Genomic DNA, 22,823 nt, shown 5'->3' on the forward strand with positions numbered 1-22,823 from the left:
ATCGTTCCCACGCTTCGCGTGGGAATGCCTCACCGGACGCTCCGCGTCCGCTTCTGGGACGCGGAGCGCCCCTGGCTGCATGCCCACGCGGAGCGTGGGAACTATCAGTGTTTAGGGATCAGTGCTCCGGGCACCTGGATAACCCGGCTCGCCAACCGATGCGCAGCCAAGGCCGACGCCTCTGGCGAACCACCCTTCAGCCGACTGGCCAAATACGCCGCACTGAACGAATCCCCCGCCGCCGTGGTGTCCACCACCTTCTCAACCTTCAGCGCCGGCACGGCAAAGCGCTCGCCCGCGCAGCGGATCAAACACGCCTGCGCCCCGCGCTTGAGCACCACCTCTGCCATCGCCGGGTACGCCGCAAACACCTGCTCGCTGTCGGCGTAGCCAAACAACGCACGCTCGTCGTCCTCGGTCAGCAAGGCGATATCCACTTCGGCCAACACCGTGTGATAGGCCGCGCGCGCCGCCTCGACGCTGGCCCACAAACGCGGGCGATAGTTGTTGTCGAACACCACCTGGCCACCGCGCTTGCGGGTTTCGATCAGGGTTTGCAGTAAACGAGCACGCCCGACTTCACCCAGCACCGCCAGGGTGATGCCGCTGAAATACACCACGTCGTAATCCGCCAGGGCGGCCAGGATCGGCTCGGCGGCCGGCGTGGTGAAGCAGTCGCGCACAGCGGCTTCGTTGCGCCAGTAGAGGAATTTGCGTTCACCGTTCGCGTCCGTCTGGATGCAGTACAAACCTGGCAAACGCCCGGGCAGGCGCTGCACCATGCCCAGGCCCAGGCCTTCTTCGGCCCAGTGCTTGCACATGGCATCGCTAAAGCTGTCATCGCCCAGGGCGGTGACGTAGTCGACCGTGCCGACATCGCCCAGCTCACGGCGCAGGTACACCGCCGCGTTCAGGGTGTCGCCGCCGAAGCTTTGTTGCAGGCTTGCATCGGCGCGGTGTTGGAGTTCGATCATGCATTCGCCGATGAGGGCGATGCGCGGTTGTGTGTTCATAGCCAATGTCTCTGGTGGGCGTTAAGGCCTCATCGCAGGCAAGCCAGCTCCCACATTTGAAATGTATTCACAATTCCAATGTGGGAGCTGGCTTGCCTGCGATGGGCGCGACGCGGTTTAGAAGCAGGTATGCAATGACTCAACCACCTGCAACTGCTCATCCACCAGGCAGCCCACTTGCCACTTGTCGAAGGTCAGGCACGGGTGTGAAGTGCCGAAGGAAATGATGTCGCCAATACGCAACTCAACCCCAGGCGCAACGGTCATGAACGCGTGCTGGTCCATCACTGCGGTGACTTTGCAGGCGCTCACGTCATCGCCTTCAGCCGGCAGGATACCGGCCTTGTAGCGCTTGAGCGGCACCGGCAAGCCGGCGTCGTAGGCCACGTCGCGTTTGCCCAGGGCGATGACCGCAAAGCCTGGCTCGGGCATCGATTGCACGTGGGCCCAGATTTCCAGCGCCGGGCGCAGGCCTTCGTTGAGGTCGCTGCGGCGGTCGAGCACGCAGCATTGCGCCTCTTTGTAGATGCCGTGGTCGTGGGCCACATAACTGCCCGGGCGCAACACGCTGAGGAAACGGCCGGCGGCGTTCTGGCTCTCGAACGACTCGGCGATCAGGTCGTACCACGCCGAACCCGAGGCGGTGATGATCGGCTTGGGCAGGTCGAAAGAACCATTGTTTTGCAGGTCGACGGCCAGGCGCACCAGGCTGGCGGCGAAGTCGCGGATACCGCTGACGGCGTGCTCGCCGTGGATCACGCCTTCGTAGCCTTCAATGCCGGTGAGGGCCAAGGCTGGCTGGGCTTTGATCGCCGTGACCAACTCGCGCACCTCCTGCTCGCTGCGGCAACCGCAACGGCCACCGACCACGCCGTACTCAATCATCACGTTCAAGCGCAGGCCACGGGCGGCGAAGAACAGGCCCAGGTCGGCGACGTTGTCCGGGTGATCGACCATGCAGTGGAAGTCGAAATCGTTGTCGGCCAGCAGGTCGGCAATCAACGCCATGTTCGGCGCGCCGACCAGTTGGTTGGCCATCAACACGCGGCGCACGCCACCGGCATAGGCGGCGCGGGTTTGCACCGCGTTAGCCAGGGTGATGCCCCAGGCGCCCGCCTCAATCTGGCGCTGAAACAGCGCCGGCATCATGCTGGTTTTGCCGTGGGGTGCGAGTTCTGCGCCGCTGTTGCTGACAAATGCCTGCATCCAGCGGATGTTGTGTTCCAGGGCGTCGCGATGCAGCACCAGAGCCGGCAGGCTGACGTCGCGGACCAAGTGAGCGCCAACGGCGGCGGCGCCTTTTTCAACGGCATTGAGGGCAGACATAAAAACTCCTATTCGTTGATGCGACGGGCCAGGTTGTTGGCGCTGTCGATCAACACCCGGCGATAGTCGTTGTAATTTTTAAGCGCGTCGGCCCGTGGGGCAACGATGCACAAGGTCGCAATGCTGATGCCCTGCGCGTCCCGCACCGGGGCGGCAAAGCAATGGGTAAAGGTGTCGGCCACGCTGTCGAAGGAGAAGAACCCATCGAGGGTGGCCTGGCGGATTTGCGCCAGGAAGGTTTCCAGCGGCAGGCGCTGGCCGTCCGGCAGGATGAAATCGTCGTAGTCGATCAGGTCGATGATTTGCTGGTCGCTCAAGTGCCCCAGCAGCAGGCGCCCGGAAGCTGTCCACGGGATTGGCGCGTTTTCGCCGATGTCCGACGAGATGCGAAAATGCCGCTCGCCTTCGCGCATCAGCGCCACCGTGTATTTGCGCCCGTTGAGCAGGCACATCTGCGCGGTTTCGTGGGTTTGGCTGACGATTTCCTGCAAGGCATGGTCGGCCTCGCGGGTCAGGTCGAAATGACGCAGGTGCGCCTGGCCGAGGAAGTACAGCTGGCGGCCGAGGTAGACGTGACCGTCCTTGCCTACAGTTTCGAGGATGCGCCGTTCCAGCAACGACGCGACCAGTTCGTAGACCGTGGATTTGGGGCTGCCGATGCCGCTGGCGATATCATTCGGGCGCAGGGGCTGGCCGATTTCCTTGAGGAAATCGAGGATGTCGAATGCACGGTCCAGGCCTTTGGCGCGGCGTTTGATGGTGTCTTCGCTCATGGCAGTTTCGGTCCGGTCAAAGTCTAAAAGCTAGTGATAACCCTGTGGCGAGGGAGCTTGCTCCCTCGCCACAATAGCGCGCGCTACAAGGCAGCCATGATCGTTCCCACGCTCTGCGTGGGAAGGCATACCGTGACGCTCTGCGTCACAGAAGCGGACGCAGAGCGTCCAGGGCGACGTTCCCACGCAGAGCGTGGGAACGAGCATTTAGCCTTTTTTCTTGTAGGCCACGCAATCAATCTCAACCTTGCAGTCCACCATCATGTTGGCCTGCACACAGGCGCGCGCCGGGGCGTGTTCTGGGGTGAAGTATTCGCCGAAGACTTTGTTGAAACTCCAGAAGTCCCGTGGGTCTTCCAACCACACGCCCACGCGCACGACGTCTTTGAGTTCAAAGCCGGCCTCTTCGAGGATCGCCACCACATTGCGCATGGTCTGGCGGGTCTGTTCGACGATGCCACCGCTGATGATTTCACCGTCCACCGCTGGCACCTGGCCCGAGACGTAGAGCCAGCCGTCCGCTTCCACTGCACGTGCGAAAGGACGAGGTTGGCCACCGCCGGCGGTGCTGCCGGTGCCGTAACGAGTAATGCTCATAAAGTTGCTCCTGATTAAAAACGAATGTTCTTCAAAAATTCCGCCAGGCGCGGCGATTGCGGGCGCTCGAAGATGTCCTTCGCGCTGCCCTGCTCTTCAATACGGCCCTGGTTCATGAATACGATCTTGTCTGATACTTCATAGGCAAAGCGCATTTCGTGGGTGACCAGCAACATGGTCATGCCCTCCTCCGCCAAGCCCTTAATCACGCTGAGCACCTCGCCCACCAACTCCGGGTCGAGGGCGGAGGTGACTTCGTCGAACAGCATCAGGCTTGGGTTCATCGCAATCGCACGGGCAATCGCCACGCGCTGTTGCTGGCCGCCGGACAACTGACCGGGGAAGTGGTTGCGCCGTTCCAGCAGGCCGACGCGGTCCAGCCATTTTTCGGCCAGGGCCACGGCTTCGTCCTTGCCCATCTTCTTGACCTTGAGCAGGCCGAGGGTGACGTTTTGCAAGGCCGTCAGGTGCGGGAACAGGTTGAACTGCTGGAAGGCCATGCCGGTCATCGCGCGGTGCTGGGCGATCACGCGCTCGGGGTGACGCACGCGCTTGCCGGCGATCTCACTGTAGCCGATGGACTCGCCGTCCAGGGTGATCTGCCCACCCTGGAATTCTTCCAGCAGGTTGACGCAACGCAGCAGCGTGGTCTTGCCCGAGCCGCTGGAGCCGATCAATGTCACCACGTTGCCGCGTTGCATGGACAGGTCGACGCCCTTGAGCACTTCGACCTCGCCGTACTGTTTACGCAGGCCGCGAATGTTCAGCAGCGGTTGTTCTTTTTGAGGTTGGTTCATGGCAAGGCCACCCGCTTTTCAATGTAGCGCCCGAATAACTCGATGGCGTAGTTGATGACAAAGAACAGAAAACCGGCGAACAGGTAGAACTCCAGAGTCATGAAGGTACGCGCAATCACTTGCTGGGTGCTCAGCAGCAGTTCGGCCACACCGATCACCGAGAGCAAGGTCGAGGCCTTGACGATTTCCGTGGAGGAATTGACCCAGGTCGGCAGGATCTGGCGCAGCGCTTGAGGCAACAGCACGTAGCCCAGGGATTGGTAGAACGTCAGGCCAATCGCCTTGCCCGCCTCCAGTTGCCCACGGGGAATGGCCTGCAGCGCACCGCGCACAATTTCCGAGACGTGGGAGCCGCAGAACAACGTCAGCCCGACGGCGCCGGCCTGGAACGCGGTGATCTGCCAACCGAGCGCCGGCAGCATGTAGAAACACGCCAACACCAGTACAAACACCGGTGTGCCACGGATCAGATCGACATACAGACGAAACGGCGCGCGCATCCAGAATTTGCCGTAGGTCAGGATCAACCCGGCGACAATGCCGATCAGCGTGCCGAAGATAATTGCCAGCGCAGACACATACACGCTGGCCTGAAAGCCCGCCCACAGGGTGTCCCGGGCGATCCACAACTCATGCAACACGCTTGGGGACTCGTACATGGAAACCCTCCTTAACGACGGATCGCCAGACGCTGTTCCAGGTAACGGAGCAGCATGGCAATGAGGTAACAGGCAGCCACGTAGAGCGCGGTCGTGACCATCCAGGTTTCAATCACCCGGTAGCTTTCGACGTTGATCTTGCGGGCGTAATAGGTCAGCTCCGGCACGGCAATCGCAGCGGCCAACGAGGTGTCCTTGAACAGCGAAATGAAGTTGTTCGACAGCGCCGGCAGCACGTTGCGCAGCATCACCGGCACGGTGATGTAGGCGCGGATACGCCACTCACCCAAGCCAATCGCCAGGCCGGCTTCACGCAAGCCCTTGGGAATATTCAACAGCCCGGCGCGGAACACTTCGGTCAGGTAAGCACCGGCGTACAACGACAGGGTAATGATGAAGGATGGGATTTTATCCAGACGAATGCCCAGTGACGGCAGTGCGAAGTAGATCAACAGGATCAGCACAAGGATCGGCGTATTGCGCACTACCGTCACATACACCGAGGCGAAGATTCGCAACGCGCGGTGCTTGGACAGCATGGCAAACGCCATCATCAAGCCGATCACGCAGCCAATCGCGATCGACAGCAATGCCAGCTCAAGGCCCAGGCCGAGCCCCGCCAGCAAGCTGGGAAAATCACGCCACACGGCGGCAAAGTTCAACTGATAGTTCATGGTCGGCAGTACCTGATTGGGGCGTCGTCAGCGACGCCCCAGGGTTACGATTTACTTGAACTCAACCGGGAAACCGATCGCCGGCTCTGGCAAATCCACACCGAACCACTGTTTGAACGAGGCTTTGTAGGTGGGGAACTCCACGCCGGTCATGGCTTCATGTAACGCAGTGTTGACGAAGTTCAGCCAGTCCTGGTCGCCACGCTTGACCGCGCACGCATAGGTTTGCGGGCTCCAGGCGTAGGTCGGGCTGCGGTAGCGGCCTGGGTTCTGCACCATCAGGTACTTGACCGAGGATTGGTCGGTGGCAGCAGCATCGGCGCGGCCGGAGTTCACGGCCTGGTACATCAGGTCGACGCTGTCGTATTGGTCAACCTTGGCCTTGGGCAGTGCCTGGTGCACCAGTTCTTCGGCGTAGACGTTTTGCAGCACGGCCACGGTAACGCCATCGCCGCCCGCCTGCAGGTCTTCGATTTCTTTGTATTTGCTGTTATTCGGCAACAACAGGCCCACGCCTTCGCGGTAGTACGGCAAGGTAAAGGCCACCTGCTGCGCACGGCTGGCGGTAACGGTGATGAACTGGCAACTCATGTCGACCTTATTGGTCAGCAGGTTGGGAATACGCGCGTCGGAGGACTGCACCACAAACTCGACCTTGCTCGGGTCGTTGAACAAACCCTTGGCCACGATGCGGCCGATATCGATATCAAAACCCTGCAACTTGCCATCCGCTCCCTGGAAGTGCCACGGCGCATTGGTACTGCCTGTACCCACGATGAGATGCCCACGCTTGAGCACATCATCGAGCTTGCTGTCCGCCGCTTGCACAACGCTTGCGAGGGAAGCCGATGCGGCGAAGAGAAAAACACACGCTTTAAACACGGAAGGTCGGTGATGCATGACAAGCACTCCAGGAGTTGTGTATTCCGCTATACCGGAACTTGGTATGTAACAACGGAATAGACAGCAGAAAGTGTGCCATACGCTGTAGGAGAAAAACATGTCGGGGATTAATTCGTTTTAAATCAGGTAGATAAATTTTTCGGGGAGTAACGCGCTGGGCCAGCAGGTGGGAGCAGTTTGCTACTCAAGGCCACACAGTGCGGTGACAGGGTTATGGGGTGCACCATTGAGGCGTTACCGTGCACCGTCGCGGGGCTGTGCGCCGATCCCACAAAGGGTTTCTTTGCCGGGCTCTGGCTGATTTTTTGGGCTGGGCTAGGCTGAGGGAAATCTGTCTTTAGGAGCCTGGCGTGATGAAGTTAAGCCTTAGTGTGGTTTTGCTGTGCTGTTTGGCGGCCGGCACGGCTTCGGCCAGCAATGATCGGCGTGAATGCAAGGAAGAATTGACCAAGCTCAAGGAGGCCTTCAGCACGGACTACACCAGCCAGAACCATCATGGTTACCGCAAGGCAAAGGCGTCGCGGGATAACGAGGAATATAAGAAATGCGCGAGCCAGGCGCGCAAAGCTCGCGAACGCGTGGAGCGTGCGGAGGATGCGTGAAGCTGTCTACCTGTGAAGGTTGACAGTAGACGGTGGTGCTCTCTCGACTTAGCGTTGGCCGAAACGAATGCTGTCAAAAAAGGAGACTGCCATGGGGATCACCAACGCAACCATTGCCAATGCCGAGGACTATCAGAGAGTTCTGAGCACCCACCACCCCGTGTTCCTGCTGTTTGCCTCGCAGTCTTGTCCTGCCTGCCCGGACGCGGTGGAGCTATTCGAACTGATCGCTGCCAGGTATCCGGACGTCGTCAGCCTGGTGCTCGACTGCGCCAATACGCCGAGGCACCCAGAGGTAGGAGGCACACCGACGCTGTTGATTTATCTCAATGGGCAGTTGCAGGAAAAACTCAAGGGCTTTGGCGTCTACGAGGGCCAGGTAAAACGGCTGATGCGGACGTTTATGCGCTACGCAAACACGCACAAACGGCCGACATCATCCCTGCACAACCCCAAGCATCACCTACATGGCACACACCGGCTTAAATCGCAGGCGCACTAGCCATTAACAACACCTGCGTAACTCGCCGCTCCTCCACCGCCGCCACGGTAAGGCGCCAGCCTTCATGCTCCAGGCTGTCGCCGACCATCGGCAGGCGGTCCAGCAGGCTCATCACTAAACCTGCGAGGGTCTGATAATCGTCGGTGGCCACGGCCTTGAAGCCGGTGCGCTGGCGAATCTGGTTGAGGTTCAAGGCGCCATTGGCGCGAAAACCTTGACCTTCCTCGACGATATCCGGCCCTTCAATCTCGCTGGCATCCGGCAATTCACCGGCGATGGATTCGAGAATGTCGGTCATGCTCAACACGCCCATGAAATCGCCGAATTCGTTGATCACGAACGCAATGTGGGTGGATTCCTGGCGCATCTGCTCCAGGGCGTTGAGGATCGAAAAACTCTCCAGCAGGTTAATCGCACGGCGCGCCAGGTGTTCCAGGTTCGGCTCGTTGCCGGCCAGGTATTCCTTGAGCAGTTCCTTCTTATGCACGAAGCCTAATGGCTCATCAACGGCACCATTGCGGATCAACGGCAGCCGCGAGTAGGACGAATGCATCAGTTTCAGGCGAATAGTGTCGGGATCGTCCGCCAGATCGATACAGTCAACCTGCGCCCGTGGTGTCATCAAGGTGCGGATCGGCCGCTCGGCCAATTGCAGCACGCCGCTGATCATCACGCGCTCGCGTCGGTCGAACAGCGGGCCCTGGGTCGCGTCCGGCTCGCCCATCAGGTCGGCAACCTCGTCATCCATGCCCTCCACTGCCAGACTGCGACCGCCCAGCAAACGCATCACCGCATGCGCGGTACGCTGACGAACTGGCAAGGTGCCTTGCGCCGACTTCTTGCGACGGGCACGGGCAATCTGGTTGAACACCTCGATCAGAATCGAGAAACCAATCGCCGCATACAGGTAGCCCTTCGGAATATGGAAGCCCAAGCCTTCGGCAGTCAGGGCGAAACCAATCATCATCAAGAAGCCCAAGCACAGCATGATCACCGTCGGGTGCGCATTGACGAAGCGGGTCAGCGGCTTGCTGGCCACGATCATCAGGCCGATGGAGACAATCACCGCGATCATCATCACCGCCAGCTCATCGACCATGCCCACGGCGGTAATCACCGCGTCAAGGGAGAACACTGCGTCGAGCACCACGATCTGCGCCACGATCGGCCAGAACATCGCATACGCCACATTGCCCGAGCGCTGGGCCACATGGCCTTCAAGGCGCTCGTGCAATTCCATGGTGGCCTTGAACAACAGGAACACACCACCGAACAGCATGATCAGGTCACGGCCGGAGAAGCTCTTGTCGAACACCTCGAACAATGGCTGGGTCAGCGTCACCAACCAGGAAATACTCGCCAGCAAGCCCAGGCGCATCAACAGCGCCAGGGACAAACCGATCAACCGCGCCCGGTCGCGCTGCTCCGGCGGCAACTTGTCCGCCAGGATCGCGATAAACACCAAGTTGTCGATGCCCAGCACCAGTTCCAGCACAATCAAGGTCAACAGGCCGAGCCAGGCCGTTGGATCCGCTAACCATTCCATTTATAGAGTCTCGTAATAGATTTCAGAGTGCCAGACACGGCAAAGCGCGGTCAGTGGACCGGGACAATGTTAGCAGTCGGAATACGGGATGCTTTAGCGCAAACAGCGGCAGTGGGTGTCTTGGGGAAAGACGACCGGGAGGCTCCGAGAGGGTGTTCATGCAAGTCCTGAAATGACAAAAGGACTCAAATCCTACAACCCAAACCCAAATTCCCCACAACATAAAACTATTACAAGATCTGTAATCAACCCTCTCACCCCCACAGAAACCTGTGGGAGCCGGGCTTGCCCGCGATGCAGGCGACTCGGTCTATCAACAAGACCGAGGTGATGCTATCGCAGGCAAGCCAGCCCCCACACACGCCCGATCCCACATTTTAATCGGTGTTGAATCAGGTTTTACGCGTTGCATCATCCAACGCCAAAATCGTATGCGCATTCGTCACCGTGGTTGCGAGGGTATTAATCACCCCCGACCGCAACGCCCCCAGCGTCGCCGCCGCCTTGGTGTTCTCACTGGCAATCGCCACCACATCCGGGATGCGAAACAACTCCTGCACCGTCAACCCGATCACCCGCCCTTGAATCGCGTTGACCGCCGGCTGCCCGTGAATGTCGATAAAGTCATAGCCCATCATGTCGCCCACCGTACCGGACAACCGCGCCTGGGCGATTTCCTGAGGCGAGAACCAGCCCATGCGCACCATGTTGCTGTTTTCGCTCATATCGCCAATGCCAATCAGCGCAATGTCCGCCCGCCGCGCCCGGTCCAGGGTCGAGCGCACCGTGTCGTTATTGATCAACACCCCACGCAGTTCCGGGTTCGCCACCAGTGCCGGGGCGTACAGGCTTTCACTCTCGCCGCCAAAGCGCAGGGCCAGGCGGCGGCAGATATGGTCGGGGTTCATGTACTCGCCAGCCTTGAGCGAACCGCCGATGGCACAGACAAATGTGCAATTGCGCGTCACCGGCAAAAACACGTTGTCAGCCACCGCACCCACATTACGCCCCATGCCCACCGCGACGATCATGCCGTCACTCAGGGTTTTATTCAGGTAGTTGGCCACCAGGCTGGCAACGGCCGAGCGCTGGGTGTCGGGGTCGCTGTGGTCGACGGCGATCAACGCCCGGTCGAGCTTGAAGCGTTCCACCAGCGCCCGCTCCAGCTCGTTGTTCATCGCCGGGTGCTGCAACACGCGCACTTCGACAATCCCTTCATCGCGCGCACGCTTGAGCAGGCGACTGACCTTGGCGCGTGACAGGTCGAAGCGTTTGGCGATGGCTTCCTGAGTGACGTTCTCGAGGTAATAGAGCATCGCCACTTCGGTCATCTGATCGATATCGCTGGCGATGCGCTGGGTACTCTCACTCATGGGGACGGGCTTCCGTTTCGGCGTCAAAGGCGCATTCTCCCGACTCTTACCCCGCGCCGTCCACTACTGATGCCCATCACGCTCGATCGCATTGATGCGCGCCACCTTGGCCCCGGAGCGCGCCGCCTCGAACTCCGACGCCAGGAACGAGGTGACGATGCTTTTGGCCAGCTCTGCGCCGATCACCCGCGCGCCGATGGACAGGATCTGCGCATCGTTGCTCTTGCGCGCCCGCTCCGCCGAATACGTGTCATGCGCCTGCGCAGCCCGAATGCCCAGCACCTTATTGGCCGAGATAGCCATGCCTATCCCGGTGCCACACACCAGCACGCCCAGGCGCTGCTGCCCGGCATTGATGGCATTGGCCACCGCCAGGGCGATGTCCGGGTACAGCACCGGCGCGGTGGAGTGGGTGCCGAAGTCGGTCACCGGGTAACCCAACGCCTCGATATGGCGCTTCAACAGCTCTTTGAGCTCAAAACCCGCTTCATCGCATCCGATAGCCACCGGGAATGGTGTGTTCATGGCGTCTGGCTCCGCTGCCGTAATCGTATTTATGACTGATCATATGATCACTCAATGAAATTTCGCTCAGTCATTTCGCGGGTATTCCGCCCTTCCTGTCAAGCGAGTTTTAACTGACCTCGCAGTCAAAGCCCTATATAGGGGCGATGAGACCCCGCCAGATGAGATTTACACCTTTTAAGTGAAAGAGATTGACTGATCAGAATTTCATTTGATACACATATGATCACAGCAAAACATGACTGTGCGACCTAATAAGAATTCACAGCACGAGGACACGCCGATGGCCACGCCATTACTGCTCCAGGCTGAACACGTCGCCAAGGCTTACGCCGGGGTGCCTGCCCTGCGTGACGGGCGCCTCTCTCTGCGGGCCGGCAGCGTCCACGCGTTGTGCGGCGGCAATGGCGCAGGCAAGTCGACCTTCCTGAGCATCCTGATGGGCATCACCCAACGTGACGCCGGGAGCATTCTGCTCAACGGCGCACCCGTGCAGTTCAACCGCCCGAGCGAAGCCTTGGCGGCGGGGATCGCGATGATCACCCAGGAGCTGGAACCCATCCCTTATATGACCGTCGCCGAAAATATCTGGCTGGGCCGTGAGCCGCGCCGTGCTGGCTTCATCGTCGACAGCAAGACCCTCAACCGCCGCACCCGCGAGCTGCTCGACAGCCTGGAGTTCGACGTCGACGCCACCAGCCCCATGCACCGCCTGAGCGTGGCGCAGGTGCAACTGGTGGAAATCGCCAAGGCGTTCAGCCATGACTGCCAGGTGATGATCATGGACGAACCGACCTCGGCCATCGGCGAGCGCGAGGCGCAAACCCTATTCAAGGCAATTCGCCGCCTCACCGACCGCGGCGCCGGCATCGTGTATGTGTCGCACCGCTTAAGTGAACTGGCGCAGATCGCCGACGACTACAGCATCTTTCGCGACGGCGCCTTTGTGGAAAGCGGGCGCATGGCCGATATCGACCGCAACCACCTGGTGCGCGGCATCGTCGGCCAGGAACTGACGCGCATCGACCACAAGGTCGGCCGCGAATGCGCCGCCGCCACCTGCCTGCAAGTCGATAACCTGAGCCGCAACGGTGAGTTTCACGACATCAGCCTGCAACTGCGCCAAGGCGAAATCCTCGGCATCTATGGCCTGATGGGCTCGGGGCGCAGCGAATTTCTCAACTGCATCTACGGCCTGACAGTGGCGGACTCCGGCAGCGTCACCCTGCAAGGCAAGCCCATGCCCATCGGTTTGCCCAAGGCCACGATCAACGCCGGCATGTCGCTGGTCACCGAAGACCGCAAAGACAGCGGCCTGGTGCTCACCGGCAGCATTCTTTCCAACATTGCGCTGTCGGCCTACAAACGCCTGTCGAGCTGGTCGCTGATCAATGCACGCAAAGAAGCCCAGCTGGCGCAGGACATGGTCAAGCGCCTGCAGATCAAAACCACCTCACTGGACTTGCCGGTGGCCTCCATGAGCGGCGGCAACCAGCAAAAAGTGGTGCTCGCCAAATGCCTGTCGACCGAACCGGTGTGCCTGCTCTGCGATGAACCGACCCGGGGCATTGATGAAGGCGCCAAGCAAGAGATCTACCACTTGCTCGACCAGTTCGTACGTGCCGGTGGCGCGGCCATTGTGGTGTCGTCCGAAGCCCCGGAGTTGCTGCACCTGAGTGATCGCATCGCCGTATTCAAGGGCGGCCGGCTGGTGACCATCAGCACCGACACCGCCCTTTCCCAGGAAGCCTTGTTGAGTCTTGCCTCATGAATGCCAAAACCATTGCCCCACCCCTGACTGCCACGCCGCGCAATCGCCTGCGTTTGTCCCTTGACCGTTTCGGCTTGCCGCTGGTGTTTATCCTGCTGTGCGTGGTGATGGCGTTTTCCAGCGAATACTTCATGACCTGGCGCAACTGGATGGACATCCTGCGCCAGACGTCCATCAACGGCATCCTCGCGGTGGGCATGACCTACGTGATTTTGACCAAGGGCATCGACCTGTCGGTAGGCTCGATCCTGGCGTTCGCCGGGTTGTGCAGCGCCATGGTCGCCACCCAAGGCTACGGCCTGCTGGCGGCGGTCAGCGCCGGGATGTTTGCCGGGGCGATGCTCGGCGTGGTCAACGGTTTTATGGTCGCCAACCTGTCGATCCCACCGTTCGTGGCCACCCTCGGCATGCTCAGCATCGCGCGGGGCATGACCTTTATCCTCAACGACGGCAGCCCGATCACCGACCTGCCCGACGCTTACCTGGCGCTGGGCATCGGCAAGATCGGCCCGATTGGCGTGCCGATTGTCATCTTCGCCGTGGTCGCGCTGATCTTCTGGATGGTGCTGCGCTACACCACGTACGGGCGCTATGTGTACGCAGTAGGCGGCAACGAAAAGAGCGCGCGCACCTCCGGCATCGGCGTGCGCAAGGTGATGTTTTCGGTGTACGTGGTCTCAGGTTTGCTCGCCGGATTGGCCGGCGTGGTGCTGTCGGCACGCACCACCTCCGCCCTGCCCCAGGCCGGGGTTTCCTATGAGCTGGACGCGATTGCCGCTGTGGTGATCGGCGGTACCAGCCTGTCGGGCGGCACCGGCAGCATTGTCGGCACGCTGTTTGGTGCGCTGTTGATCGGCGTGATCAACAACGGCCTTAACCTGCTCGGCGTGTCCTCCTACTACCAGCAGGTCGCCAAGGGCCTGATCATCGTGTTCGCGGTACTGATCGATGTGTGGCGCAAGAAAAAACGCTAGTCGCTGTTCCTCAAAAAATGCACTGAACGACCCACAACAATAAGCGGAGTTCTCACCATGAAATCTGGAATGTCTTTGGCTGCTGTCGCGGCCCTCTCCCTGCTCGCCAGCAGTATCGCGTTGGCCGCCGATGGCAAGACCTACAAAGTCGGCGCAGCCGTCTACGGCCTCAAGGGCCAGTTCATGCAGAACTGGGTCCGCGAGCTGAAGGAACACCCGGCGGTCAAGGACGGTACCGTGCAGTTGACCGTGTTCGACGGCAACTACGACGCCCTGACCCAGAACAACCAGATCGAAAACATGGTGACCCAGCGCTACGACGCCATCCTGTTCGTGCCAATCGACACCAAGGCCGGCGTCGGTACCGTGAAACAAGCCATGAGCAACGACGTGGTGGTCATCGCCTCCAATACGAAAGTAGCCGATGCCTCCGTGCCTTACGTGGGTAACGATGACGTGGAAGGCGGCCGCCTGCAGGCCCAGGCCATGGTCGACAAGCTCAACGGCCGTGGCAACGTGGTGATCATCCAGGGCCCGATTGGCCAGTCGGCACAGATCGACCGGGAAAAAGGCGAGCTGGAAGTGCTGGGCAAGCACCCGGACATCAAGATCATCGAGAAAAAGACCGCCAACTGGGACCGCGCGCAGGCCATGACCCTCACCGAAGACTGGCTGAACGCGCACCCCAAAGGCATCAACGGCGTGATCGCGCAGAACGACGACATGGCCCTGGGCGCCGTGCAGGCCCTTAAGTCCCACGGGCTGACCTCCAAGGACGTGCCGGTGACCTCCATCGACGGCATGCCGGACGCGATCCAGGCGGCGAAAAAAGACGAAGTCACCACCTTCCTGCAAGACGCCCAGGCGCAATCCCAAGGCGCGCTGGACGTGGCCTTGCGCGCGTTGGCGGGCAAGGACTACAAGCCGCAATCAGTGATCTGGGAGCGCTATGCCAAGGACGTGAAATGGGCTGATGGCACGGCCAAAAACTACATCCTGCCGTGGGTACCAGTGACCAATGCGAATGCGGATGCGCTGTACAAACAAGTCAGCGGCGGTAAGTAGCTTTCACCTTGAAATAAGGTCAAGTGTGGGAGCTGGCTGGCCTGCGATGGCATCACCTCGGTTTGACTGAAAGACCGAGTCGCCTGCATCGCAGGCAAGCCAGCTCCCACATTGGATCAGCAGCGCTTTTGAAAGAGGAGTTATTCATGTCTGGATTCTGGAACCAAGCCTTCGACCTCACCGGCCGTTGCGCGGTGATCACCGGCGGCGCCGCCGGGATTGGCCTGGCCTGCGCCACCTTGCTGGCAGAGCGCGGCGCACGCGTGGCCTTGCTTGACCGTGACCCAGCGGTGGTTGAAGTCGCCGCCCGCCTGGGCGCCCAACACCTGGGCATTGCCGTCGACCTCAGCCAGATCGGCCAGGTACAACACACCATCGACCAGGTGTTCGAGCACTTCCAACGCCTGGATTACCTGATCAACAGCGCCGGCATCGTCCTGCTCGACAAGGCCGTCGATGTCAGCGAAAGCGCTTGGGACAGCACCCTGGATATCAACCTCAAGGCCAGCTTCTTCGTGGCCCAGGCCTGCGCCAAACACATGCTGGCCAACGGCGGCGGGCGCATCGTCAACCTCGCCTCGCAAGCCGCCGTGATCGGCCTGGACCGCCACGTCGCCTACTGCGCGAGCAAGGCCGCCATCGTCGGCATGACCAAGGTGCTGGCCATGGAATGGGCGCCGCAGATCAACGTCAACGCCATCTCCCCGACCATCGTCGAGACCGCGCTGGGCAAGAAAGCCTGGGCCGGTGAGGTGGGCGAACGGGCCAAATTGCAGATCCCGGCGGGCCGCTTCGCCCAGCCGGAAGAAATCGCCGGGCTGGCGTTGTACCTGCTCAGCGACGCAGCACAGATGATCACCGGCGCCAACATGGTGATCGACGGCGGCTACAGCATTCAGTAATTCATTTTTTGTCGTGAGGTTTTGTCATGTCCACCGTCACCGAACGCACACCTGAACAACTCGCCCCGAGCATCCCGAAAACCATGCAGGCTGTGGTCTGCCATGGCCCGGAAGACTACCGCCTGGAAACCGTCGACGTGCCCACGCCCGGGCCTGACGAGATCCTCACCAAAGTCGAGCTGTGCGGCATCTGCATGGGCGATATCAAGACCTATCGCGGCGCGCCGTCGTTCTGGGGCGATGCCGAGCAACCGCGCTACGTAAAACCGCCGATGATTCCCGGGCATGAATTCGTCTGCCGCGTGGTTGCCCTCGGCCCAGGCGCGGAAAAACGTGGTGTGGCGGTCGGTGACCGGGTGATCTCCGAGCAGATCGTGCCGTGCTGGGGCTGCCGTTTCTGCAACCACGGCCAGTACTGGATGTGCCAGAAGCATGACCTGTATGGCTTCCAGAACAATGTGCAGGGCGCCATGGCCCAGTACATGATCTTCACCAAGGAAGGCATCATCCACAAAGTGCCGGAATCCATCGCCCCCGACGAAGCCATCCTGATTGAACCGCTGGCCTGCTCACTGCATGCCGCCGAGCGCGCGAATGTCGACCATGACGACATCGTGGTGGTGGCCGGTGCCGGCACCCTGGGCCTGGGCATCATCGGCGCCGTGCGCCTGCGCAACCCGAAAAAGCTGATCGTGCTGGACATGAAACCCGAACGCGCCGCCCTCGCCCTGCGCATGGGCGCCGACGAAGTGTGGAACCCGGCGGAAGTCGACGTGATGGCCAAAATCCGCGCGATCACCGACGGCTATGGCTGCGACATCTACATCGAAGCCACCGGGCACCACAAGGCGGTGAACCAAGGCCTGGCGATGCTGCGCAAGCTGGGGCGTTTTGTCGAATTCAGCGTCTTTAATGATGAGGCCACGGTAGATTGGTCAATCATCGGCGACCGCAAAGAGCTGGACATTCTGGGCTCACACCTGGGCCCGTACATGTACCCGCGCGCCATCGACTTTATCGGCAACCGCAAGATCGACATGCGCGACGTAGTGACCCACAAATTTGCGCTGGCGGACTTCAAGGAAGCGTTTGCGGTGATGGAGCGCGGGGACAAGTCGCTGAAGGTTGTGCTGGAACCCTGACCCCAGCCCCCACAGTTGATAGTTTGTTGCCCTATACATAAGAACACAGGAACCCGCGTTATGAATCGAGTGATCAACGATCCGGACCAAGTGGTCGAGGACATGCTGCGCGGTATTCTGGTCGCGCACCCCGAGCTGCGCCAATACGAGTCCAACCCACGTGTTATCGTCAAAGCCAAGCCCTCGAACAAGGGCCACGTGGGCATTGTCACCGGCGGCGGTTCCGGCCATGAACCGGCGTTTCTCGGCTACGTCGGCCCAGGCTTGGTGGACGCCGTGGCCGTCGGTGAAATCTTCTCCTCACCCACCGCCAAGAGTTTTTTCGACGCCTTCCGCGCCGCCGACCATGGCGCGGGCGTGGCCTGCCTGTATGGCAACTACGCCGGCGACAACATGAACGTGAAGCTGGCGATGAAAATGGCCGCCAGCAAAGACATGCGCATCCGCACCGTGGTCGCCAACGACGACGTGGCCTCCGCGCCCAAGGCCGAAATCGCCAAGCGCCGTGGCGTGGCCGGGGAAATCTTCATGTGGAAGATCGGCGGTGCCGCCGCCGCCCAGCATTATGACCTCGACGGGGTGATTCGCGTCGCGCAGAAAACCGTCGACCATTGCCGCTCGATCGGCATCGGCCTCACACCCTGCACCATCGCGGCGGTGGGCAAGCCGAACTTCCAGATTCCCGACGGCCAGATGGAGTTGGGCATCGGCCATCACGGCGAACCGGGCATTGAAGTGATCGCCATCGAATCCGCCGCTGCCATGGCCGAACGCATGCTCGCGCCGATCCTGGCCGACCGTGACTTCAGCCAGGACGACAGCGTGGTCGTGCTGGTCTCCGGCCTGGGCGCCACGCCAGTCATGGAGCTGTACATTTTCTACGCTGAGGTGGAACGCCAGCTCAAGGCCAAGGGCTTGAAGATTCACCGTTGCTACGTGGGCAACTACTTCACTTCCCTTGAGATGATGGGCGTGACCCTGACCCTGCTCGGCCTCGACGCCGAGCTTAAAACCCTGATCGACCAACCCTGCCGCTCCATCGGCATGACCCAGGCGGAGTGAACCATGAGCCAACATTTTTCCACCCATGACGGCAGCGCCATCGTCGCCGACTTGGTCAGCGTGATTGTGGCCAACCGTGAATACCTCAGCGAAGTCGACGGCGCGATTGGCGACGGCGACCACGGCATCAACATGGCCAAGGGTTTCGCCCATTGCGGGCGCACTATCGAGGGCCGGCAACTGACCCTGGCCGAAGCCCTGGACGAACTGACCCTGAGCCTGATGGAAGGCATCGGCGGCTCCATGGGGCCGTTGTACGGCAGCCTGTTTATCGGTATGGCCGACGAAGTGCGCGGCCGTGAAGACATCGACGCCGCGACCTTTGCCCACCTGCTGCGCGGTGGCCTGACCTCACTGCAAGACATTACCGAGGCGGGCGTGGGCGACAAGTGTTTGATGGACACCCTGATCCCGGCGGTTGAAGCCTTTGAGCGCGCGCATGCAGGAGGCGCATCCTTCAACGATGCGCTGGACGCAATGAAAACCGCCGCCTCACAGGGGCGCGACTCGACCAAGGATCTGGTCGCGAAAATCGGCCGCGCCAGCCGTTTGGGCGAGCGCTCGCTGGGCGTGCTGGATGCCGGGGCGGTGTCGTGCTGCCTGATACTGACGCGGCTAGCGGATTCGGTTCAACCGAGGTTGGTGTAGCGCCCCAGATGACCCCTTCGCGAGCAAGCCCGCTCCCACATTAGATCGAGTTCCAGCATTTGGAATGCGGTCGAATGTGGGAGCGGGCGTGCTCGCGAAGGTAGCAACACCGTTAACCCGCAAAGTACCCCACCCGCCGCGATCAAGCCTCCACCCTAGCTATCTGCTTGACCTGCTGGATATACCGCGCCACCGCCGGCGCTTTCTCAAAGCGCCGGTGAATCAGCGACAGCCACGACGACGCCTCGCTGCCCTGAATACCGCGGTACACCACGCCCGGCAAACTCACATGCCCGACCATCGACGCTGGCACCACCGCCACGCCCTGCCCTAACGACACCAGCGCCACCACCGCAACCAACCCACCCGGCTGCGGCCCCAGGCGCGGGGCAAAACCGCCCTGGGCGGCGACGTGCAAGGTGCCGCTGATTTGCTCCGGCAGGATAAACGTCTCGTTTTGCAGGTGCTCGCAGCCAATGGCCTTGAGCCCCAGCAGCCAGGAATCCTGCGCCAGCGCCAACACAAACCCTTCGCTGTGCAGGCGCAAGGCTTCCACACCGTCGGGCAGGGTCATGGGCGAGCGGATATAGCCGATGTCGTAACGCCCGTCCGCCACTGCACTCGGCAAGGTCGCCATCGCGCATTCGCGCACGTTCACGCTTACATCGGGAAACGCCTGGCTGAACGCTTGCATCTGCCGCTGCAACACACCGGAGTACACCGCCGAGGCCACGTAGCCCAACTCGATATGGCCGATCTCGCCACGCCCGGCGCGCTGGGCATTGCGCTGGGCAAATTCAAATTGGCGCACCGTGGCTTCGGCCTCAATCAACAACGCGGCGCCGGCTTCGGTAAGGCTGACTTCGCGTTGCTGACGGATAAACAAACGCGTGCCCAGGCTGGCTTCCATGTCCTGGATCTGTCGGCTCAAGGTCGGCGGCGCGATGCCTAGCTGCTCGGCGGCGCGGGTGAAATTGCGCTGACGGGCAACGGCCAGAAAGTAGCGGAAGTGGCGGATTTCCATCGCAGGATTAGCTCAAAGGTAATGAAGTGCTTCAGGCCAGCTAATAGAACGAGCTGCGGCTAGGGATAAGCTCAGCGTACCTCAACACTAGAGAGCCTTTGCGATGTTAGTCAACTGCCTTTCCCCTATTGCCCGCAAGGTAATTAAGCCATGAGCCGGGCCAGTCCGCGTTTGACGCTACTGACCGCCTCCGGCGTGTGTTCGCTGATCGTGCTCGACACCAATATTGTCGCCGTGACCCTGCCGAGCATCGCCCGCGACCTGGGCGCCAACTTCGCCGATATCGAGTGGGTGGTCAGCGCCTATATGCTCGCGTTCGCCGCCTTGTTGCTACCGGCCGGCAGCATCGCCGATCGCTTTGGCCGCCAGAAGACGCTGATCTGGGGCTTGAGCATTTTCATCCTGGCCTCCCTAGGCTGCGGTGCGGCGCCCACTGCGCTGCTGCTGGATGTCGCCCGCGCAGTGAAAGGTGTCGGCGCGGCTTTGTTGCTGACGTCCGCCCTCGCGTCCATCGGCCATACCTTCCACGATGAAGTGGAACGCGCCAAAGCCTGGGCGTTCTGGGGCGCGTGCATGGGCGTGGCGATGACCGCCGCGCCAACCCTGGGCGGCGTGATCACCGAATACCTGGGCTGGCGCTGGATTTTCTACCTCAACCTGCCCGTGGGCCTGGGCTTGATGGCGCTGGTGCTGCGTGCGATTCCAGAGTCGCGCGACACTCAGTCGGCGCGGCTTGATCCATGGGGCAGCCTGGCGTTCAGTGCGAGCCTGCTGTGCCTGATGTGGGGGCTGATCGAGGCCAATCGCATCGGCTGGGCTAACCCGCTGACCTCTGCACGCCTGATCGGCGGCGCGGCGCTGCTGGGTGTGTTTGTGATCGTCGAGCGTGTGCAACAACGGCCCATGGTGGACTTGCAACTGTTTCGCCATCCGCGTTTTATCGGCGCCCTGCTCGGCATGTTTGCCTATGCCGGGTGCGCCCAAGTGATGATGACGTTGCTGCCGTTCTACCTGCAAAACGGCCTGGGCTTCTCCGCGATTGCTTCGGGCCTGGGCATGTTGCCGTTTGCGCTGACCATGCTGATCTGCCCCCGCATCGGCGCGCGGCTGGCGGGGCGCTTTGCACCGGCAACGATGATGGCGACCGGCTTGACCCTGGTCGGTTGCGGCAACCTGTTGAGCGCCTGGGCGGTAACGGCGGGCGGCTATCTGCCCTTCGCCCTGGCGATTGCCGTGACCGGCGCCGGTGCGGGCCTGCTCAATGGCGACACGCAGAAAAACATCATGGCCTGCGTGCCACGAGACCGCGCGGGGATGGCCTCGGGCATGAGCACCACCATGCGTTTCAGCGCAATCATGTTGGCTATCGGTGTGTATGGGGCATTGCTGAGCAGCCATAGTGAACAGCTGCTGCGTGCGAGCATCGATCCGCAGTGGCAGGCCCAGGTGGCGGGGATTGCATCGCGGGTGGTGGCAGGTGATATGCCAGCGGCGATGGGTGTGTTGCCGGAACCGGCACGGGTGCAGGTGCAACCGCTGGCGCGGCAGGCATTTGTGGGTGGCTTCAGCGGGGTGTTGTGGGTGGCGGGGTTGTTGGGGCTGCTGGGGGCGTTGGTGGTGGGGACGTTAATGAGAAACCCGATTCCCTCAGTACAACAGTCTTCCAGACTGACTCAGAACTAAATGTGGGATTAGATCGCTCCCACGCTCTGCGTGGGAATGCCGCCCCGGACGCTCCGCGTCCAACCTGCCCACGCCAGACTCAAGCCCTTCGCAAGGGTGACGCGGAGCGTCACAGGATGCATTCCCACGCAAAGCGTGGGAACGATCGGTCGACTTACCAGAACCGCTGCTGGGTCAATCGGCTCCACCAGGTCAGCAGCACGCGGTCTACCGAGCCGCTGGCCGCCAGGCCCACTCGCTCCTGCAGGCTTTTACGCTCGGCATAGTGCAGGTGGTACACCTCGGCAGTCTTGGCCTTGGTGGCCAGGTATTCGTCGCTGGTTTGCAGTTCGTCGACCAGTTGTTTGTCGAGCGCTGCAACACCCAGCCACACTTCACCGGTCGCGACTTCATCAATCGCCAGCTGTGGGCGATAACGCGAGACGAAGTTCTTGAACAGCTGATGGGTGATGTCCAGGTCTTCCTGGAACTTCTCACGGCCCTTCTCGGTGTTTTCGCCAAACACGGTGAGGGTGCGTTTGTATTCACCGGCCGTCAGCACTTCAAAGTCGATATCGTGCTTTTTCAGCAGGCGGTTGACGTTGGGCAACTGCGCTACCACACCAATCGAGCCGAGGATGGCGAACGGGCCGCTGATGATCTTCTCGCCGATGCACGCCATCATGTAGCCGCCGCTGGCGGCGACCTTGTCGATGCACACGGTCAACGGCACGCCGGCCTGGCGGATACGCGCCAGTTGGGACGACGCCAAGCCATAGCTGTGGACCATGCCGCCGCCACTTTCCAGGCGCAGCACCACTTCATCTTTAGGCGTGGCCAGGCTCAGCAGCGCGGTGATTTCATGGCGCAGGCTTTCGGTGGCAGAGGCCTTGATGTCGCCGTCAAAATCCAGCACGAATACCCGCGGCTTGGCCTCGGGCTTCTTCTTGCTGTTCTTCTTTTCGGTTTTGCTTTCGGACTTGCGCAGGGCCTTGAGCTGGTCTTTGTCGAGCAGGCTCGATTCCAGGCGCTCACGCAGGCCCTTGTAGAAATCATTCAGCTTGCTGACCTGCAACTGGCCGGCCGCTTTGCGACGGCCTTTGCTGCGCAGCGCCGCGAAGCTGATCAGTACCACCAAAATAGCGACCACCAGGGTGACGGTCTTCGCTAGAAAGCTCGCGTATTCAGCCAAAAAATCCATGTGTCTCCTTAACAATGCACGGCGCCAGGCGCGGATTGCCCAAGCATACCGACGCGATCGTCAGGCGACCAGTGCTCAAACC

Annotated in this window: 23 protein-coding genes; 10 read left to right on the plus strand and 13 right to left on the minus strand. The window is 61.1% G+C overall.

What is annotated here, in order from left to right:
- Window positions 1-104: 104 nt before the first annotated feature.
- The 8 genes from K0P33_RS18675 to K0P33_RS18710 form a co-directional block, all read right to left on the minus strand.
- Complete coding sequence (locus K0P33_RS18675; RefSeq protein WP_242150410.1) at window positions 105-1,013, minus strand: sugar kinase; 909 nt, start codon at window positions 1,011-1,013, stop codon at window positions 105-107.
- 117 nt (window positions 1,014-1,130) lie between these two features.
- Window positions 1,131-2,339 (minus strand): amino acid deaminase, encoded by a 1,209-nt coding sequence (locus tag K0P33_RS18680; RefSeq protein WP_242150412.1) that lies wholly within the window; start codon window positions 2,337-2,339, stop codon window positions 1,131-1,133.
- An 8-nt stretch (window positions 2,340-2,347) separates the two neighbouring features.
- Window positions 2,348-3,112, minus strand: a complete 765-nt coding sequence (locus K0P33_RS18685; RefSeq protein ID WP_242150415.1) for an IclR family transcriptional regulator — start codon at window positions 3,110-3,112, stop codon at window positions 2,348-2,350.
- 207 nt (window positions 3,113-3,319) lie between these two features.
- Complete coding sequence (locus tag K0P33_RS18690; protein ID WP_094951632.1) at window positions 3,320-3,709, minus strand: RidA family protein; 390 nt, start codon at window positions 3,707-3,709, stop codon at window positions 3,320-3,322.
- Between the two features lie 14 nt (window positions 3,710-3,723).
- Window positions 3,724-4,506, minus strand: coding sequence for an amino acid ABC transporter ATP-binding protein (locus K0P33_RS18695; RefSeq protein WP_094951633.1), 783 nt, complete (start codon window positions 4,504-4,506; stop codon window positions 3,724-3,726).
- Window positions 4,503-5,165 carry an amino acid ABC transporter permease gene (locus K0P33_RS18700; protein ID WP_094951634.1) on the minus strand — a complete coding sequence of 221 codons (663 nt, stop codon included), beginning with the start codon at window positions 5,163-5,165 and terminating at the stop codon, window positions 4,503-4,505. Before K0P33_RS18700 ends, K0P33_RS18695 begins: the two co-directional genes overlap by 4 nt.
- A gap of 11 nt (window positions 5,166-5,176) precedes the next feature.
- Window positions 5,177-5,839: an amino acid ABC transporter permease gene (locus K0P33_RS18705; RefSeq protein WP_028616418.1), complete on the minus strand. Its 663-nt coding sequence runs from the start codon at window positions 5,837-5,839 to the stop codon at window positions 5,177-5,179.
- A 51-nt stretch (window positions 5,840-5,890) separates the two neighbouring features.
- Window positions 5,891-6,739 (minus strand): transporter substrate-binding domain-containing protein, encoded by an 849-nt coding sequence (locus K0P33_RS18710; protein WP_094951635.1) that lies wholly within the window; start codon window positions 6,737-6,739, stop codon window positions 5,891-5,893.
- A 356-nt stretch (window positions 6,740-7,095) separates the two neighbouring features.
- On the opposite strand from K0P33_RS18710, the gene K0P33_RS18715 reads away from it, so the two are divergent.
- Both K0P33_RS18715 and K0P33_RS18720 read left to right on the plus strand, forming a co-directional pair.
- On the plus strand, window positions 7,096-7,344 hold the full coding sequence (locus tag K0P33_RS18715) for a hypothetical protein (RefSeq protein WP_094951636.1): 249 nt from the start codon (window positions 7,096-7,098) through the stop codon (window positions 7,342-7,344).
- A 91-nt stretch (window positions 7,345-7,435) separates the two neighbouring features.
- Complete coding sequence (locus K0P33_RS18720) at window positions 7,436-7,846, plus strand: thioredoxin family protein (RefSeq protein WP_094951637.1); 411 nt, start codon at window positions 7,436-7,438, stop codon at window positions 7,844-7,846.
- On the opposite strand, the gene K0P33_RS18725 is transcribed toward K0P33_RS18720, so the two are convergent.
- The 3 genes from K0P33_RS18725 to rpiB form a co-directional block, all read right to left on the minus strand.
- Window positions 7,827-9,392, minus strand: a complete 1,566-nt coding sequence (locus K0P33_RS18725) for a TerC family protein (protein ID WP_094951638.1) — start codon at window positions 9,390-9,392, stop codon at window positions 7,827-7,829. The two genes, K0P33_RS18720 and K0P33_RS18725, sit on opposite strands and share 20 nt — an antisense overlap.
- Window positions 9,393-9,784: 392 nt before the next feature.
- Entirely contained in the window at window positions 9,785-10,765 is a 981-nt protein-coding gene (locus K0P33_RS18730) for a sugar-binding transcriptional regulator (protein ID WP_242150419.1), read from the minus strand.
- A 63-nt stretch (window positions 10,766-10,828) separates the two neighbouring features.
- Window positions 10,829-11,290 (minus strand): ribose 5-phosphate isomerase B, encoded by a 462-nt coding sequence (rpiB, locus tag K0P33_RS18735; RefSeq protein ID WP_242150422.1) that lies wholly within the window; start codon window positions 11,288-11,290, stop codon window positions 10,829-10,831.
- Window positions 11,291-11,573: 283 nt separating this feature from the next.
- On the opposite strand from rpiB, the gene K0P33_RS18740 reads away from it, so the two are divergent.
- The 7 genes from K0P33_RS18740 (at window position 11,574) to dhaL (ending at window position 18,854) form a co-directional block, all read left to right on the plus strand.
- Window positions 11,574-13,061, plus strand: coding sequence for a sugar ABC transporter ATP-binding protein (locus K0P33_RS18740; protein WP_094951641.1), 1,488 nt, complete (start codon window positions 11,574-11,576; stop codon window positions 13,059-13,061).
- Window positions 13,058-14,035, plus strand: coding sequence for an ABC transporter permease (locus K0P33_RS18745; RefSeq protein WP_094951642.1), 978 nt, complete (start codon window positions 13,058-13,060; stop codon window positions 14,033-14,035). Before K0P33_RS18740 ends, K0P33_RS18745 begins: the two co-directional genes overlap by 4 nt.
- 57 nt (window positions 14,036-14,092) lie before the next feature.
- Window positions 14,093-15,100 carry a substrate-binding domain-containing protein gene (locus K0P33_RS18750; RefSeq protein WP_094951643.1) on the plus strand — a complete coding sequence of 336 codons (1,008 nt, stop codon included), beginning with the start codon at window positions 14,093-14,095 and terminating at the stop codon, window positions 15,098-15,100.
- A 146-nt stretch (window positions 15,101-15,246) separates the two neighbouring features.
- Window positions 15,247-16,002, plus strand: coding sequence for an SDR family oxidoreductase (locus K0P33_RS18755; protein WP_094951644.1), 756 nt, complete (start codon window positions 15,247-15,249; stop codon window positions 16,000-16,002).
- Window positions 16,003-16,028: 26 nt separating this feature from the next.
- Window positions 16,029-17,144 carry an alcohol dehydrogenase catalytic domain-containing protein gene (locus K0P33_RS18760; RefSeq protein WP_242150425.1) on the plus strand — a complete coding sequence of 372 codons (1,116 nt, stop codon included), beginning with the start codon at window positions 16,029-16,031 and terminating at the stop codon, window positions 17,142-17,144.
- 60 nt (window positions 17,145-17,204) lie between these two features.
- Complete coding sequence (locus K0P33_RS18765; RefSeq protein WP_094951646.1) at window positions 17,205-18,206, plus strand: dihydroxyacetone kinase subunit DhaK; 1,002 nt, start codon at window positions 17,205-17,207, stop codon at window positions 18,204-18,206.
- A gap of 3 nt (window positions 18,207-18,209) precedes the next feature.
- The gene (gene dhaL / locus K0P33_RS18770; protein ID WP_242150430.1) at window positions 18,210-18,854 is read left to right on the plus strand and encodes a dihydroxyacetone kinase subunit DhaL; all 645 of its coding nucleotides are present in this window, start codon (window positions 18,210-18,212) and stop codon (window positions 18,852-18,854) included.
- Window positions 18,855-18,996: 142 nt separating this feature from the next.
- Here the strand turns inward: dhaL and K0P33_RS18775 are convergent, their stop codons facing one another.
- On the minus strand, window positions 18,997-19,878 hold the full coding sequence (locus tag K0P33_RS18775; RefSeq protein WP_242150433.1) for a LysR substrate-binding domain-containing protein: 882 nt from the start codon (window positions 19,876-19,878) through the stop codon (window positions 18,997-18,999).
- A gap of 150 nt (window positions 19,879-20,028) precedes the next feature.
- Between K0P33_RS18775 and K0P33_RS18780 the strand changes: the two genes are divergently transcribed.
- Window positions 20,029-21,561 (plus strand): MFS transporter, encoded by a 1,533-nt coding sequence (locus tag K0P33_RS18780; protein ID WP_242150436.1) that lies wholly within the window; start codon window positions 20,029-20,031, stop codon window positions 21,559-21,561.
- Between the two features lie 154 nt (window positions 21,562-21,715).
- Here K0P33_RS18780 and sohB read toward each other — a convergent pair whose 3' ends face one another.
- Window positions 21,716-22,741: a protease SohB gene (gene sohB / locus K0P33_RS18785; protein ID WP_242150439.1), complete on the minus strand. Its 1,026-nt coding sequence runs from the start codon at window positions 22,739-22,741 to the stop codon at window positions 21,716-21,718.
- Window positions 22,742-22,823: the final 82 nt, after the last annotated feature.

The organism is Pseudomonas sp. ArH3a (assembly GCF_022648765.1).
In the GTDB taxonomy this organism is placed as follows: Bacteria; Pseudomonadota; Gammaproteobacteria; order Pseudomonadales; family Pseudomonadaceae; genus Aquipseudomonas.